The organism is Candidatus Aquicultor sp. (assembly GCF_054640775.1).
This window is the reverse complement of the sequence record NZ_JBTSLF010000061.1, coordinates 1-14,760: the sequence shown is the minus strand read 5'-3', so window position 1 is coordinate 14,760 and position 14,760 is coordinate 1. Positions and strand designations below refer to the sequence as shown.

At 51.8% G+C, this 14,760-nt stretch carries 15 protein-coding genes; 5 read left to right on the top strand and 10 right to left on the bottom strand.

The features are described 5' to 3' along the window. The 3 genes from ACYC56_RS06795 to ACYC56_RS06785 form a co-directional block, all read right to left on the bottom strand. The coding region (locus tag ACYC56_RS06795) for an anaerobic carbon-monoxide dehydrogenase catalytic subunit (RefSeq protein WP_461373424.1) at positions 1-864 on the bottom strand (864 nt) is incomplete at its 3' end. A 132-nt stretch (positions 865-996) separates the two neighbouring features. Beyond that, complete coding sequence (locus ACYC56_RS06790) at positions 997-1,383, bottom strand: ATP-binding protein (protein WP_461373423.1); 387 nt, start codon at positions 1,381-1,383, stop codon at positions 997-999. A gap of 160 nt (positions 1,384-1,543) precedes the next feature. Further along, positions 1,544-2,236 (bottom strand): Crp/Fnr family transcriptional regulator, encoded by a 693-nt coding sequence (locus ACYC56_RS06785; RefSeq protein WP_461373422.1) that lies wholly within the window; start codon positions 2,234-2,236, stop codon positions 1,544-1,546. 249 nt (positions 2,237-2,485) lie between these two features. Between ACYC56_RS06785 and ACYC56_RS06780 the strand changes: the two genes are divergently transcribed. Both ACYC56_RS06780 and ACYC56_RS06775 read left to right on the top strand, forming a co-directional pair. Continuing rightward, positions 2,486-3,820, top strand: a complete 1,335-nt coding sequence (locus ACYC56_RS06780; protein ID WP_461373421.1) for an ammonium transporter — start codon at positions 2,486-2,488, stop codon at positions 3,818-3,820. Between the two features lie 12 nt (positions 3,821-3,832). After that, positions 3,833-4,171 carry a P-II family nitrogen regulator gene (locus ACYC56_RS06775; RefSeq protein WP_461373420.1) on the top strand — a complete coding sequence of 113 codons (339 nt, stop codon included), beginning with the start codon at positions 3,833-3,835 and terminating at the stop codon, positions 4,169-4,171. A gap of 115 nt (positions 4,172-4,286) precedes the next feature. On the opposite strand, the gene ACYC56_RS06770 is transcribed toward ACYC56_RS06775, so the two are convergent. Beyond that, positions 4,287-4,892 (bottom strand): TetR/AcrR family transcriptional regulator, encoded by a 606-nt coding sequence (locus ACYC56_RS06770; protein ID WP_461373419.1) that lies wholly within the window; start codon positions 4,890-4,892, stop codon positions 4,287-4,289. Positions 4,893-5,544: 652 nt separating this feature from the next. Here ACYC56_RS06770 and ACYC56_RS06765 point away from each other — a divergent pair. Genes ACYC56_RS06765 through glnD form a run of 3 tightly spaced genes read left to right on the top strand, consistent with a single transcriptional unit; the run spans position 5,545 to position 9,908 of the window. Continuing rightward, positions 5,545-6,861: an ammonium transporter gene (locus tag ACYC56_RS06765; protein ID WP_461373425.1), complete on the top strand. Its 1,317-nt coding sequence runs from the start codon at positions 5,545-5,547 to the stop codon at positions 6,859-6,861. A 38-nt stretch (positions 6,862-6,899) separates the two neighbouring features. Further along, on the top strand, positions 6,900-7,238 hold the full coding sequence (locus ACYC56_RS06760) for a P-II family nitrogen regulator (RefSeq protein WP_461373418.1): 339 nt from the start codon (positions 6,900-6,902) through the stop codon (positions 7,236-7,238). A gap of 33 nt (positions 7,239-7,271) precedes the next feature. Beyond that, entirely contained in the window at positions 7,272-9,908 is a 2,637-nt protein-coding gene (glnD, locus tag ACYC56_RS06755; RefSeq protein WP_461373417.1) for a [protein-PII] uridylyltransferase, read from the top strand. 15 nt (positions 9,909-9,923) lie between these two features. On the opposite strand, the gene ACYC56_RS06750 is transcribed toward glnD, so the two are convergent. From ACYC56_RS06750 to ACYC56_RS06725, 6 genes are all read right to left on the bottom strand, one after another. Beyond that, on the bottom strand, positions 9,924-10,799 hold the full coding sequence (locus ACYC56_RS06750; protein ID WP_461373416.1) for an ABC transporter permease: 876 nt from the start codon (positions 10,797-10,799) through the stop codon (positions 9,924-9,926). After that, complete coding sequence (locus ACYC56_RS06745) at positions 10,799-11,716, bottom strand: ABC transporter ATP-binding protein (RefSeq protein WP_461373415.1); 918 nt, start codon at positions 11,714-11,716, stop codon at positions 10,799-10,801. The genes ACYC56_RS06750 and ACYC56_RS06745 overlap by 1 nt, the downstream gene beginning before the upstream one ends. Before the next feature lie 84 nt (positions 11,717-11,800). Further along, positions 11,801-12,973, bottom strand: a complete 1,173-nt coding sequence (locus ACYC56_RS06740) for a zf-HC2 domain-containing protein (protein WP_461373414.1) — start codon at positions 12,971-12,973, stop codon at positions 11,801-11,803. Beyond that, positions 12,945-13,472, bottom strand: coding sequence for a sigma-70 family RNA polymerase sigma factor (locus ACYC56_RS06735; protein WP_461373413.1), 528 nt, complete (start codon positions 13,470-13,472; stop codon positions 12,945-12,947). Before ACYC56_RS06735 ends, ACYC56_RS06740 begins: the two co-directional genes overlap by 29 nt. A gap of 85 nt (positions 13,473-13,557) precedes the next feature. Next, entirely contained in the window at positions 13,558-13,857 is a 300-nt protein-coding gene (locus ACYC56_RS06730) for a hypothetical protein (RefSeq protein ID WP_461373412.1), read from the bottom strand. 148 nt (positions 13,858-14,005) lie between these two features. After that, on the bottom strand, positions 14,006-14,760 hold a 755-nt coding region (locus ACYC56_RS06725; protein ID WP_461373411.1), incomplete at its 5' end, for a methyl-accepting chemotaxis protein.

Here is a 14,760-nt window from a genome sequence, read left to right as displayed (position 1 = left end):
GTAGTGCCCATAGAGATGCGGGTACTTCTTAAGCTCTGGGTACCCGTGGGTCGGCAACATCTCACCGTGCGTGTAGACGTTGATGCCCTTGCCCTCGGTCTGCTTGAGAATCTGCTCGAGGTCTTTTAGGTCATGGCCCGAGACCACGATCGCTTTACCCTGTTTGTGCCCAAGCGGGACTTTTGTGGGGGTCGGGTGGCCGTAGCGGCCGGTATTTCCCGCGTCGAGCAGCTCCATGGCACGCAGGTTGATCTCACCGGTCTTAAGTACGAGCCCGAGCCAATCGTTCATCTCGCCGGTGCCACGGGCAAGCGCCGCAAGCGCATCATGGATGAACCCGTAGACCGCGTCATCTTCCTGGTCGAGAATCGCCGCGTGGTCCGCATATGCCGCAACACCCCTTAGACCTAAGAGCAGGATATCCTGAAGCGACTTGATATCCGGGTTCCCGGTCGACTGGGGCGCAACCCACTCGGCGGCCTGACCCTGGCGAACCATTTCCTCGATCGTAGGTGCGGGGATACACATCGTTACTTCTTCGGCAAAATCAGCAGTACCGCCAGCAGCCATTACTTTCACTCTCAGCTCCTCACGTAACTCCACAGTACGGATGATAAGCCGAGCGAGCCTTTCGGGATCGAAGTTTACATTGGTCAAGGTCGCAAAAAGCGCCCCGACGGTGAATCTATTGACTTCCGGGTCGACTACGCCGACCTTCCTGCCCTCAGATGCGATGAGCGCGAGCCCTTTGACCGCATACGTGAGAAGGTCCTGCAAGGCTGCAACATCCGGCATCTTCCCACAGGTACCACCTACCGTACAACCCACGCCTTTCGATGTCTGTTCGCATTGATAACAAAACATTTCTCGTCCTCCTTTGTAATAGTGAAAACCATACAAACCTTAGTGTTACGACTAACTAAAATCTAGCCTTTCGCCCACCGGAGGGGCCGGGAGGACGAAAGACTAAAGTGAAACCGAACTTACTACCGGTGCTTATCCATGAATAAGCTGGGGCAGGCATCTTACACAAACCCACACGCTGTCGCCCTTGTAGCGCACGGGCATAAGCGGCCTGTCGCTATCGGCACTGCCGCACCAGTGGCAATGCTGGGTGACCGGGTCGACCTTCTGGGCCGCCTTGTGTTCGTGGACCGCTTCCTCGTTGAACTCGCCGGCCTCACGCTCGGTAATGGTGAGCGCGCCCATCGGGCAGGTTCCAAGACAGAAACCCGCGCCGTCGCACAGCTCTTCCTTTATAACCTTTGCCTTACCGTCAATGATCTGAATAGCGCCTTCAACGCAGGGGCTCACACAGAGACCGCAGCCGTTACATCGTTCCTCATCGATCTCAACGATCTTCCTGAGCGTTTTTGCAGTCATAATTGCCTCCTTTTCCACATGGGTGCTCAATAAGTCTTCGTAGACTTCATAAATCTAGGTTTTATGATAAAGGTCACCGAATCGGTCGACATTGACTTAAGTCAAGGATGGGGGATTTTCTTAGAAATTTTTTAGAAATCTTCCGGATTTTACGGGATGGTTATTTCCTCAAACCGGAAGCGACCTCTTCAAGGGTATCGATATCGAGGATGGTTACTTTCTTACCGTTGGTATCGATGATACCGGTCGATTTCATCTTCCCGAGCGTGCGGGAAATGGTTTCGCTGATCGTACCGAGGCGCTGGGCGAGTTCTGTCTTGCTTATATCGAGGTCAAACTCGATTCCGGAAGCGACAGTGCGGCCGCTCCGCGTGGCGCTATCCAGGAGGTATTTCGCAACGCGCGCCGGTACATCCTTGAGGGATAGCTCTTCCACCAGCGTTGCAAACCGGCGGAGGTGATGAGACATAATAGCGATCATATTGAGGCTGAGCTGCGGATCTTGTCGAACAAGGGCCTCAAAATCATTACGTTTAAAGAACATGACTTCGAGATCGGTAACGGCTCTCGCAAACGCGGGATACGAGACCCCGGAGAAAAGCGTTACCTCGCCAAAGGGGTCGCCGTTTGAAACGAAATGCAGGATCTGCTCCCGCCCGTCCATTCCAAGCTTAAAAAGCTTCACGCGCCCGTGAACGACGATATAGAAGCCTTCCCCGGCATCACCGTCAGAGAAAATAAGTTCGCCACGGGTGAATTTCTTACCTATCACTATCGTGCTGAGTTCTTTAAGATTATCCTCCGGCAGCCCCGCAAAAAGCGGGCACATCCGTAATCCCTGAAGTGTATCCATGAAGTGATTATAGCGTATTCAGCAGCGCGGGGTGAGGATAGACGCAATGATGCTCGCTGAAAATAAGTCAAATCTCTGGCCTCTGTTAACTTCCCATCAACCTGGTAGAAATAAATTCGTAACCGGAATGCAACACATATTTAATGGGAGCGAAACTTCGCTGAAACACTAGATGGCTATTATTAACTCAACAGCAGCTGTGAAGTGTTTGTGAAAAAGACTTTAATTTTTCGAATGGAGGGATTTACAATGCAAAATATCAATACCGGCGATACCGCATGGATGTTGATATCGACGGCCTTGGTTATGTTTATGACACCGGGGCTCGCGCTATTCTACGGGGGCATGGTCCGCAACAAAAACGTACTCGGCACATTGATGCACAGTTTTATCATGCTCGGCGTAGGCACAATCGTTTGGATACTGTACGGATATAGCTTAGCGTTCGGACCCGACAAATTTCATATAATCGGGGACCTAAGCTGGATTGGGCTTAAGGGTGTCGGGATGGCGCCAAATGCGGATTATGCAGCGACCATACCGCATATTCTCTTTATGGCGTTTCAGATGATGTTCGCCGTCATCACACCCGCCCTTATTACCGGCGCTTTTGCCGAAAGAATCAAATTCAGTTCATTTTTAGTATTTATGATCGCATGGATGACGTTTATCTACAGCCCAGTCGCCCATTGGGTATGGGGTGTCGACGGCTGGATCAGAAACCTTGGCGCACTCGACTTCGCCGGCGGTACGGTCGTCCACATCAACGCGGCATTTGCGGCGCTTGCGGCGGCGATTATTATCGGCAAGCGCAAGGGGTTCGGCAAAGAGGCCATGTCCCCGCACAACCTTCCGATGACGCTTACGGGTGCCGCCATCCTCTGGTTTGGATGGTTCGGGTTTAACGCAGGAAGCGCCCTTACATCGGGTGGCCTGGCTGCGATAGCTTTTGTTGTGACCCACATTGCATCGGCCACTGCAGCACTTGGTTGGTTGCTTATCGAGAAGATCAAGACCGGAAAGCCCACAACGCTTGGTGCGGCCTCTGGAGCGGTCGCAGGACTTGTTGCCATCACACCAGCTTCAGGTTTTGTAGGCCCGTTGGCCGCAGTAGCCATCGGCTTTACAGCGGGCATCGTCTGTTACCTGGCGGTCGGTCTCAAGTTTAAACTCGGCTACGACGACTCACTTGATGTTGTCGGAGTACACGGTGTAGGCGGAATCATTGGAGCACTGCTGACGGGTGTGTTCGCGACTACGGTGATCAACTCAGCCGGGTTTAACGGCCTCTTACACGGCAACCCGAAACAACTACTTATTCAGTTGATCGCTATCTCGGTTACCATAGGCTACTCATTCATAGGTTCTGCAATAATCCTAAAAGTTATCGATGCGGTTATGGGTCTTAGGGTCAGCGAGGAAGACGAGGTTACCGGCCTCGATCTCTCGCAGCACAACGAGACAGGCTATGCGCTTGGAGGATTCGGCGGCGGCACCATGGAGCATGGAATACCCGGCTCGGCGGTCCTTAAGCCCGAGACAAGCTTTGCAATGCAGGCAAACCCGGCAAGTAAGCCGCAATAGGGAGGGGTACCGGTGAAAAAAATCGAGGCAATAGTTAAGCCGTTTAAACTCGACGAAGTAAAAGATGCCCTGAGCGGTATCGGCATAAAAGGTCTTACCGTATCCGAAGTCCAGGGATTCGGCCGGCAGAAAGGCCACACCGAGGTATACAGGGGTGCTGAGTATACGGTAGATTTCGTACCGAAAGTAAAACTCGAAGTCCTGGTTGAGGATGACCTTGCATCACAAGTAGTAGATACCATCATGGATGCAGCAAAGACGGGCAAGATCGGCGATGGTAAGATATTCATCCTTCCCGTTGAGGATGCGATCCGGATTCGTACCAACGAACGCGGCAACGATGCGATTTAACCAATACAATAGATTTGCTTAAGGTTATAGATATGGAGATCCCTCCATGCAAAAAGGGGCGGCCCGAACCGCCCCTTTTTGGGTTTTAATCTTAAGCGCACGGCTGCACGCGAAGTTACTTTTCAAATAAATCATGTATATGCTGGCGATAAAGGAGAAGATTTCTCTGGATCACACCTTGATCTAACGTGGCTTTTGCCAGGATCAAGGAGCCCTCGAAAGTCGCGATAAAATAGTCAGCTAAACTTCGAGTATCAATAACAGCTTCCGGCGCATATTTTGCTTTCGCTTCATCCAGATACCGTTTTATTGTCCCGGCGAGCCAGCTATAGTGATTGCCGCATATCTCACGAATTTCCGGGTGTGTTTGGGAGAGCGTCTGGGCAAAGCTACCGACTATACTATTCGTTTGACGCTCGGGATTTGTGCTTACTATGATATAGAGATCGATAATTTCGTAGACGCTTTTGAGCGGGTCGCTCTCACTAAAACATCCTTCTGTTTCGATCAAATGGTAAATCGATGAGGAATAGTGGTCCAATACAGCTTTTCCTATGTCTTCTTTGCTCTTAAAATAATGAAAAAAGCTTCCCTTTGAAAGGCCTGCCGTTTGGCAAATCTCATCTACAGACGTTGCGACAAATCCCTTCGTCTGCATTAATTGCTGGGCCGCAACGATTAGCCTCTCTTTTGTTTCGGAATTGGTTTTTGCTTTTTTCATAATGATCCAATCAAGCGCTCCGATTTTCGCAATGCGCCACTTAACGTTAAAAATGAACTCTCGGGGCTTACCTTTCACTACCAATATATATCGGTTCAGGTCAGATTTCAATTTATCAGCTTTCCGGCTCTCTCTATTTTAAAAGCATCTGCCACAAAATAGAGGGCCCAGCTTTTGCTGGGCCCTCTTGTGTTTTTGCATCTTGCAGGTAATTCCTTGTTATGTAGTTTTGCAAGTAATTCCTTGTAAGTGTTTACGGCAAGCCTCTGAACAAGAGGTCGTCGTTGAGATCGTCTATGGTTGTGTCAGCCGTATCAGTGTGGTTTAAGGCTTTAATCCCAGCACGGTACCTTAAAATTATACCGACTGGTTGGTGTGGTTATGCCAGTTTGCTTTCCTTTCGTCAAGAGATAATTTTCACAAATATTTGAACGGCCTTTCCGTAACATGCATTTAACCTTAAAGAAACAAGGATTTAATCTTAGAGAAACACCGGCGTAACAATTTATGCGTAGAATAAACTTAGCCAGGCCTGGTATCTGGTCGTCAGATAGGTGCAGCAGACAAGCAGTTCGGGAACCGTTTCGTCCGTTCGGGTGGATGATTGGTTATGCTTGCGCGCCTTTAAAGATGGAGGGATACCATGCAAAACATTAACACGGGCGATACCGCCTTCATTCTTATCTGCGCTGCTATGGTCATGTTTATGACCCCGGGGCTCGCTCTCTTTTATGGCGGTATGGTAAGAACCAAAAACGTACTCGGCACCATCATGCAGAGCTTTATCATCCTCGGCATTATCAATCTTTTATGGATGCTGTTCGGGTACAGCCTCGCCTTCGGTCCCGACAAGTTCGGACTCATCGGCGATTTAAGTTACATCGGACTAAAAGGGGTCGGACTGGCGCCGAACGCTGCGTATGCGCCGACCATCCCCCACGAAGCGTTTATGATTTTTCAAGCGATGTTCGCGATCATCACGCCCGCCCTTATCACGGGTGCGTTCGCGGAGCGGATGAAGTTCAGCTCGTTCTTGGCGTTTACAATCGCGTGGTTCATCATCGTTTACCTACCCGTCGCCCACTGGGTTTGGGGTAACGGCGGATGGCTGCGCGAACTCGGTGTTCTCGACTTCGCAGGCGGAATCGTCGTTCACGCGAGTTCGGGTGCGGCGGCGCTTGCGGCGGCTATATTTACCGGCAAGCGAAGGGGATTCGGCACGGAGCCGATCATCCCGCATAACCTCCCGCTTACCCTCATCGGTACCGGAATCCTCTGGTTCGGGTGGTTTGGTTTTAACGCGGGAAGCGCGCTGTCGGCCGGCGGCCTTGCAACCAACGCATTTGTGACAACGCACATCGCGGCGACCGCGGCGACCGTAAGCTGGGTCGTCGTCGAGTGGTTAAAGGGCGGTAAACCTACCACGCTCGGGGCGGCGACCGGCGCAATCGCGGGTCTTGCAACAATCACGCCCGCGGCAGGATACGTCAGTCCCTCCGCGGCGATTTTAATCGGCCTGGCTGCAGGTATTGTGTGCTACTACGCCATTTCATTAAAGTTTAAGTTCGGCTACGATGATTCACTCGATGTCGTCGGTGTACACGGTGTAGGTGGAATCCTGGGGACGTTGTCCGCCGGCTTATTCGCGTCGGCCGCGATAAACAGCACCGCCGGCAACGGTCTATTTTTCGGCAATGCTGCCCTTCTCGGGATACAAGCACTGGGCGTAGTCGTCGTTGTGGGGTTCTCTTTTATCGCGAGCATGGTTATATTTAAGGTAGTCGATAAACTTATCGGCGTACGCGTCGATGAAGAAGATGAGATCACAGGTCTTGACCTTTCGCAACACAGCGAGGTCGGCTATGACCTCTCAGGTCTTAGTGGAAGCGCCGGGGGCTTTGTAAGCTCGGGCGCGTTCGATGTCCACCCGGCGCCTCAAGTATCAACGGCGTCGACTGAGACACCTTAAATAAACTGTTGTGTTCCCGCGAAGGAGGATGAAGTCAGTTGAAAAAAATAGAGGCCATTATTAAGCCGTTTAAGCTCGACGACGTAAAAAACGCCCTTAGCAAAGTGGGCGTGCAGGGACTTACCGCCTACGAAGTAAAAGGCTTCGGGCGGCAAAAGGGACATACCGAGGTCTACCGCGGCGCCGAGTACCGCGTCGATTTTGTTCCGAAAGTTAAAATCGAGGTCATGGTGACCGAAGAGCTTGCCCCCCGGGTCGTCGATGCGATTATGGAATCGGCGCGCACGGGCAAGATCGGAGACGGCAAGATATTTGTTCTTCCGGTTGAAGACGTCGTCCGCATCCGCACCGGCGAGCGCGGAAACGACGCGATCTAGTACGTTAGAATCCAGTATAAAGGTGGGGCCGCATTGGCAGACCCTGCAGAAGATATAAAAAATAATAAAGATAAAAGAGATATAGAAGATATTAATCTGTTTTATGCAGAAGGCCTGAAAAGGCTGAAGCAGGAGTATACGAAGCATCCCTCCGGGCGCGGTTTTACCAACGAGCACTCGGATTTGATTGACGACATCATAAAAGCCTTGGCAGACAAGGCATTGAGTGAAGCCGGATTAAAAAGCGGCGCGACGGAAAACATCGCAGTGATAGCCCTTGGCAGCTATGGCCGCCGCGAGCTTTGCCCCTTCTCAGATATCGATCTCATGGTCCTTCACCGGATGAAGGATAAAATGTCCCTAAAGCGTATTGCCGAAGGGATTTTTTATCCCCTATGGGACTTGGGCTTGCAGGTCGGACACGGCACGCGTACGGTTAAAGAAACGCTCTCTATGGCGGCCACTGATTTAGAGGTACAGACATCGATTCTCGACGGTCGCCTTATAGCCGGAAACGGTGCGCTGCTTGTAGACCTTGAGGAAGGGATGATCAGGCAACTGCGCTCAAGGGGCGGCAAGCGCTTCTTTCAGGCGATACTCAAAGAGAACGAAGTGCGCCACAAACAATTCGGGCAGACCGCCTACCTGCTTGAGCCGGATATTAAAGAAGGCGAAGGAGGCCTGCGCGATATCCATGCAATCCTCTGGGCCGCAAGGGGGCTCCTCGGTTATACCTCACTTAAGGATTTCATTGCCGGGGGTTACCTTACCGAATTTGATGCAAAAATGCTGGAGCAGGCATTTGAGTTCTTGCTGCTCATTAGAAACCACCTGCATTACATAACGGGGCGTGAAAACGACCGGCTCTTCTTCGAATATCAAGAGGAGATATCGAAAGTGCTCGGGTTTAGAAACGAGAACGGCATCTCGGGCACCGAACGGTTTATGCGCTCGTTTTACACCCACGCGAGCGCCATCGAGCTGATTGCACGGTCGCTGCGCGGACAGCTTAAAGACGCGTTCTTGAAGGAGAGGGGCTTTAAAGCTGCCGCTCTAAGACACGGGTCGACAGACGGCCTTGTCATGTCGAACGGCAAGCTCTCCCTAACAAGTCCTGCGGCTATCATCGAGCACCCCGGCCTGGAACTTAGCCTATTTAAGCGGGCGATCACCGAGAATCTCTCGATCGATTACAAAAACCTGGGTGTGATCAGAAAAAGCCTTGATGAAAACAACACTCCCGTGGCCTGGACACAGCAGATGCTCGGTGACTTCGTCGATATATTAAAGGCCGGTGAGGCGGCGCTCCCCATCCTCGAGACTATGGATTACCTGGGAGTATTAAGCCGCTACATCCCTGAGTGGTCGCATGTTCGCTGCCTACCGCAATACGACTCCTACCATCTCTATACGGTGGATATGCACATGTTTTTAACGATCGCCGAGGTGCAAAAGATGGGCTCGGGGGCCTATAGTACGAGTAACCCCCTGCTCAAGCAGATTTACGAGGAGATCGAGCACAAGGACCTGCTGCTTATTGCGGCACTCCTGCATGACATCGGTAAAGGCTCGGGTAAGGGCCATGCCAAACGCGGCGCCAGAATCGCAAAAGAGGTTTGCGCTCGGATGGGCATGGACTCACGGGATATCAAAACCGTGAGCTTTCTGGTCGAACATCACCTGCTCCTCTCGGATGTGGCGATGCGCCGCGATCTTAACGACGAGAACATGATCATCGACCTGGCCGAAATAATCGTCCATGAGGAACGGCTGAAGATGCTCTACCTCATCTCAATCGCAGACTCGCTCGCAACAGGGCCTAAAGCATGGGATACCTGGAAAGATAATCTGCTGCGGGAACTCTTTTCAAAGGCGCTCCACATTATCAACAGCGGTGAATATACCAGTAAGAAGAGCATCGGACAGTTGCGAAAGACCGCAGCAAAGGCAAAAGCGGCCCTTCTGAAGAGCTATCCCGAAGAGCAGATAGACCTCTTTATGAGACAACTGCCGCACTCCTACCTGCTCGCCCAGTCGAGCGAAGATATTATCGGGCACTTTGAGCTGATGCGAAACCACAGCGAAGGCATTTCAACTACCGCGGCAAAAAAGGAAGGCGTGTGCGAACTCACATTAATCGCAAAAGATAAGCCCGGACTTTTTTCTAAGGTATCCGGTGCGCTTGCGCTCAACGGCGTCAATATTCTCGGCGCGCAGGTCTACACCATGTCCGATGGCACTGCGCTCGACATATTCAAGGTCGAGGGGTATTTCGAGAATTCCATAAGCGAAGACAAATTGGAAAGAATCCGGCGCGATATCAACCGCGCTCTTGAAGGCAAAATCGCCCTCGAGTACCGCATCGCCGAGAAAGCGAAGAACTACCGGGGAAAAGATGTCTTGCGCAAATCCCCGGAAGTCGAAATCAATAATTCATCCTCGGACTTCTATACGATCATCGAGGTTCACGCCCAGGATAGGATCGGTCTTTTGTACACCATTACCAGGGTGATGTTTGAGCTTAACCTCGACATCCACCTGGCAAAGGTCTCGACAAACGTCGATAAGGTCATCGATGTCTTCTATGTCTGGGATACCTTCGGACAGAAACTCTCCGACGAGGAGCAAATAAGCGATGTCAAACGTGCGATCGTCATGGCGCTGAGTTAATCCATATATTCTTTGTTATCCGAGATCTCTTTTAGAGAACGCGCGTACGGCAATCAGCACAAACGCAGCTATGTAGAGGAAAGCGTAGACGACCATTGCATTGCTCGGCTGGGACACGGCGCCAAAAGGCCCAAACGCGAAATTTGAGAGCGGATTTGCTGACGGTCCGGTGATGTTGACGGCTATCATGCGGTAGAGCGCATCGACCGGCATAAAAAGACTTATCGCCTCACCCGAGGTGACCAGCATTTTTATCTGCGCCATAGCGCCCACCTGTTCGGCCATGCCGCCGATGACCCCGATTGTGTAGACCATAAACGCAATGATGCCGTTGGCAAGCGTCGAGAACTTAGTGCTCCCGGCAATCGTGATAGCAAGCAGGACAAGCGGCTCCAGGATGAACAACCCTACTGCGGGCAGGGTTCCGCTAAGGCTGCTCTTAAAGATAAAGTGGTTTAGCCCCAGAATCGAGACAAAGAGAAGCGTGGCATAGAGCGCGAGCATAAGCGCATACCCGGTGAATTTACCAAGGATGACGCTGCGTCGCCTTATAGGTTTTGCGAGAAGCGCATGCAGCATCCCGTTTTCGATCTCGGACGATACCGACCCTACAGCTGAGAAGATAGCCAGCAGCGATACGATTGAGCTTGCGAAATAGATGCCCAGCAGCAGGAAGGCCTTCCTCGTGGTCTCATGCATCATGTTAGTCTCTACTTGCGAAAAGCTTGCGCCGGATGTCCGCCAGTGAGTTTCCTGGGCTGAAAGCTCACTGCTGATAAAATGCAGTCCTACCCCATAGACCACAAGGAATAACAGTGTGAGTACCAGCGCCGCGACCAGTATCTTCTTTCTTAAGGCTTCTTTAAACGTCAAACTCGCGATAGTAAGCATTACGAATCACCGTCCCTGACCACGCCCATGAACAGTTCTTCAAGCGTGCGTTTCTTGCGGCTTAAGTTATAGAGCTTGCCGCCACCGGCTACGATCTGTGCAGCAAGCTCGGGAATCATGTCTTCATTTTTAAGCTCGACCAATGCAGTATCGCCTTCGCTGCTTAGAACCCGTCCGAACCGTGCAAAGTCGTCTCCAAAAAAACCGTTGAGGTTGCCTGCGGTTATCTCGACTTCGACTTTACCCCTTAAGAGGTCATCGAGCGTGCCGCTCTCGACGATCCTGCCGCTCTTGATGATGGCGACCTTATCGCAAATCATCTCGATCTCGCTGAGTAAGTGGCTGTTTAAGAACACCGCTTTTCCCCGTTCCTTTAAACTTGAGATAATCTCACGCACTTCCATGCGCCCGATTGGGTCAAGCGCCGAGGTGGGCTCATCCAGGAATAAGAGGTCGGGGTCGGATACTAATGCGGCGGCGATTCCGATACGCTGCTGCATTCCTTTGCTATACGTGCGGATTTTCGAATCGGCCGCCCCTTCGATCTTTACTAGGCGCAACACTTCATCGATGCGGGCCTTGCGTTGTTCTTTCGGCACCAGGGCGAGGGCGGCATGATACCGTAAGAGTTCGCGCCCGGTTAGCCAATCCTGGTAGCGGAAGTTCTCCGGCAGAAAGCCGATCCGCTTGCGGGCAGACACATCGCCGAGCGGCGATCCGAGGAGCCTGGCGCTTCCCGAGGTCGGCTTGATGAGACCGATCAACATCTTTACAAAGGTGCTCTTTCCCGCACCGTTCGGCCCGAGAAAACCGAATACCTGCCCCTCGTCGACCGTGAGGCAGATCTTCTCGCATCCAACTTTCTTACCGTATAGTTTTGTAAGGTCTTTGGTCTCAATAACCGCATTTATCGCCATAGCAACCCGTACCTTATCACAGAGCACATAACATTAAAAGGGGGCCGGGACAGGCCCGGCCCCTCAATCTTGCATTATGTAGTGTTATTTCATCGAGGCCGCGATAGCCTGGGCCTGGTCCAGACCTATGTTCTCGCCGCTGATGCCGTAGACGATTCCGTCGTTCTGCCATATCAACGTGCTTGCGTTATTAACGTTGATTCTCTTATCCTTCACCTTATCCATAGTCATGAAAACCCCATCAGCCCCATTGACCTTTACCTGCTCGGTCTTGGTGTATCCCTCAACCGCAGGAATCGGCAAGGTATGCTGCCAATCATTGATCTCCTCGAGCTGCTGCCTGATTCCATCGGGAAGGATGGGCAGGCTCAGCAAGACATCGCGAACCACGTTAGGGTCTACGCCCTCCGGGAAGACGATTTCCGGGCTCTTGCTTTGGACTATCATTAGCGGGCTGGCGTTCTCCCTCGGATAATTAGCCATTATTGCCGCCGAAGTCGTCATCGTGAATTTCTTACCGTTAAGCCCGGCTGGCAACAGGTTCGTACCGCCGAACGCCTTGATTATCGCATTCGCCTTTTGAACATCGAGCGTAAGGCTGGTCGATGTCCCTTGCATTACCGAAAACTTGGGTACTCCCGCTCTCTCGACGCTTGCGGGAAGCTTCAGCTCAAAATCAGCCGCTTTTTTCGCTCCGTCGAGAGTAGTCTCCTGTGGTGCACGGCGGTCGATGCCGCTTGTCTCGATTTTACCGAAATTCTTGATATCAACGTTGCCGCCATTGTTGCTGGCTCTGCGAAGCTCGTTTATATCTTTCTCGGTTATGGTAATGGTCTCGACCTTATCTACCCTGAAGACATTCAAGAAATCCGCCATTGCGGTGCGTACCGGTGCAAAGCTGAGCGCCACGGCAATGGCTACGGCCGCAGCCAGCGGCACCAGCACGAGCTTTAGTCTACTGCTTAGCATTGTGTAAACTCCTTTCGTATCTGCCGGGGCGCCGAAACGCTTATCTTGTACCAGACGCGTCCATGCCGCTTCGGTGGAATTCCCCTGTTTATTGATCTCTCTCGATAGGGCCGTCAAGCTTGTATCTGCGAGCAGACTTGCATCCTGCAGCCGGGCGGCCTGCCCGGCGCACCTGCTGCATGTCGCGATATGTGCTTCTATCTCCCAGCGTTTCCGGCCCGGAAGTTCACGGTCGAGGTAGGCCCGAAGCGTGCCCTCGTCATAGCACATGTTCTCTCTTCCTCTCATACACCCGCCGGAACTTTTCCTGCGCCCTTGCCAGAGTTTTGCCGACGGATTTTTTATTGATACCGGTTATCCCGGCGATCTCATCGTAGCTGAAACCGGAAAACTTAAGGATAAGGCAGGTTCTGTGTTTTTCGTCCAGAAGTTTAAGCGCCTTACGCACCTCAAGTGCTTCGCTCGAACGCAAGAAATCTTCGTCAAATGGCTCGCCCACCAGCTCGCCCATGGACTCCCTCTTCTTGCGGTTTTTCTCGCCGCGCAAGTAGTTATAAGCAAGGTTCGTCGAAACCCTCATCAACCAACCGGCAAGATTGGTAAATTCCTGTGGCGGCTTTTCGTAGAGCTTTATAAACGTCTCCTGTGCGAGATCCTCGGCGACCGCAAGCTCACCTACAATGAGCATGAGGTGGCGAAAGACCATCGAGTAATTCGCGTTAAAAAGCTCTTTGAAATCAAAATTATCCGTTGAGATTACTACTTCAGGATTCTTTTTACGTATCACGATCGCTCCTACGTTTCGATTTCACCTATATAACACCGTGGGAGGAAACATTGTGACAAGCGTGTGAGTTTTTAAAGGGTTGCGGTTATTTAAGCCGGCGAAGACGGGTTTCGTCCGTAGACTTTTTCTTTTGCTGGCGCTCGATCTCTGCCCGAATAGCCCGGTCATAGGCCCATATGCTGAGGCCGATGAGGGGTGATGCGATGACCAGCATGGCGCCAAAGAGGGCCACCCACCCGAACGGCGAGCCGGTAAATGAGTTTACCAACCCTTTGCCCGATGAAAACACCCCGGCCGGGAATCCGAAGGCAAGAAAAATAACAAGTCCGATAGCAAGACTTGCCGCAAACATTATAAGACCGGTTTTCTCTGGAGAATATCTCATACTGAACATCCTAAAGAATCATACCCCTCTCTCCCGTTTTCAATACAATCCATACCCATCCCATAGTAACAGAAAAGGTGAGAGCTTTTTATACTCCCACCTTCACATATCGATTTAATAAATATACGGCCGGTCCTTGCCGGATACCTTACGCGATCTTGTAGCCTTCCAGCAAACTATTAAGCTCGCCGGCAACAGCCGCTAGATCTTGGATGGAGGATGTGACTTCCTCTATCGTCGCACCTTGCTCCTGAGCGGAGGCCGAGACCTGCTCGGCCGAGGCCGCCGATTCTTGCGAGGTTGCCGCAATAGAATCTACAGCCGCAACCAGCTCAGACGTTGCAGACGCCACCTCTCTGGTCTTTGCGGTATTAGTTTCGGTAATCCCGCCGATCTTCTCCTGGATCTCCTGGATCAAATCACCGATCTCACCCGTTGCTTTGGCGCTTCTCTCGGCGAGTTTTCTTACCTCATCTGCAACTACCGCAAAGCCTTTGCCGTGCTCTCCTGCTCTTGCTGCCTCGATGGCGGCATTAAGAGCAAGTAAGTTGGTCTGGCTTGCGATATCGTCGATGACTTCGATGATATCGTTGATGCCGTTGGTCAAGTCTGCGATGCTTTTGGTTTGGTCTTCTGCGCTTTCTACCATGGCGTTGATCGAGCCCGAGACATAATCAACGGAACCTGCGGCTTTGCTTGCCGCTTCAGATTGCTCTGAGGCGCCCTGCGCAACCTGACCGATGGCCGAGCTTATTTGCATCGTAACAGCCGTGATTTGATCTGCATTAGTAGAAAGGTCGTTAAATGAGCTGTTGAGCTTGTCAACCACAGACTTAATCTGACTTAAAGCTTGTTTCTCCTGGGTAATCTCCCGGATGATCTCCATGCCGCCGATAATCTCTC

Excerpts from the sequence above, each read along its gene's own strand:
- ACYC56_RS06745 (WP_461373415.1), bottom strand. The coding sequence starts at position 11,716 with ATGGCGATAAATGCGGTTATTGAGACCAAAGACCTTACAAAACTATAC.
- ACYC56_RS06770 (WP_461373419.1), bottom strand. The coding sequence starts at position 4,892 with ATGAAAAAAGCAAAAACCAATTCCGAAACAAAAGAGAGGCTAATCGTT.
- ACYC56_RS06780 (WP_461373421.1), top strand. The coding sequence starts at position 2,486 with ATGCAAAATATCAATACCGGCGATACCGCATGGATGTTGATATCGACG.
- ACYC56_RS06740 (WP_461373414.1), bottom strand. The coding sequence starts at position 12,973 with ATGAGAGGAAGAGAGAACATGTGCTATGACGAGGGCACGCTTCGGGCC.
- ACYC56_RS06750 (WP_461373416.1), bottom strand. The coding sequence starts at position 10,799 with ATGCTTACTATCGCGAGTTTGACGTTTAAAGAAGCCTTAAGAAAGAAG.
- ACYC56_RS06790 (WP_461373423.1), bottom strand. The coding sequence starts at position 1,383 with ATGACTGCAAAAACGCTCAGGAAGATCGTTGAGATCGATGAGGAACGA.
- ACYC56_RS06730 (WP_461373412.1), bottom strand. The coding sequence starts at position 13,857 with ATGAGATATTCTCCAGAGAAAACCGGTCTTATAATGTTTGCGGCAAGT.
- ACYC56_RS06785 (WP_461373422.1), bottom strand. The coding sequence starts at position 2,236 with ATGGATACACTTCAGGGATTACGGATGTGCCCGCTTTTTGCGGGGCTG.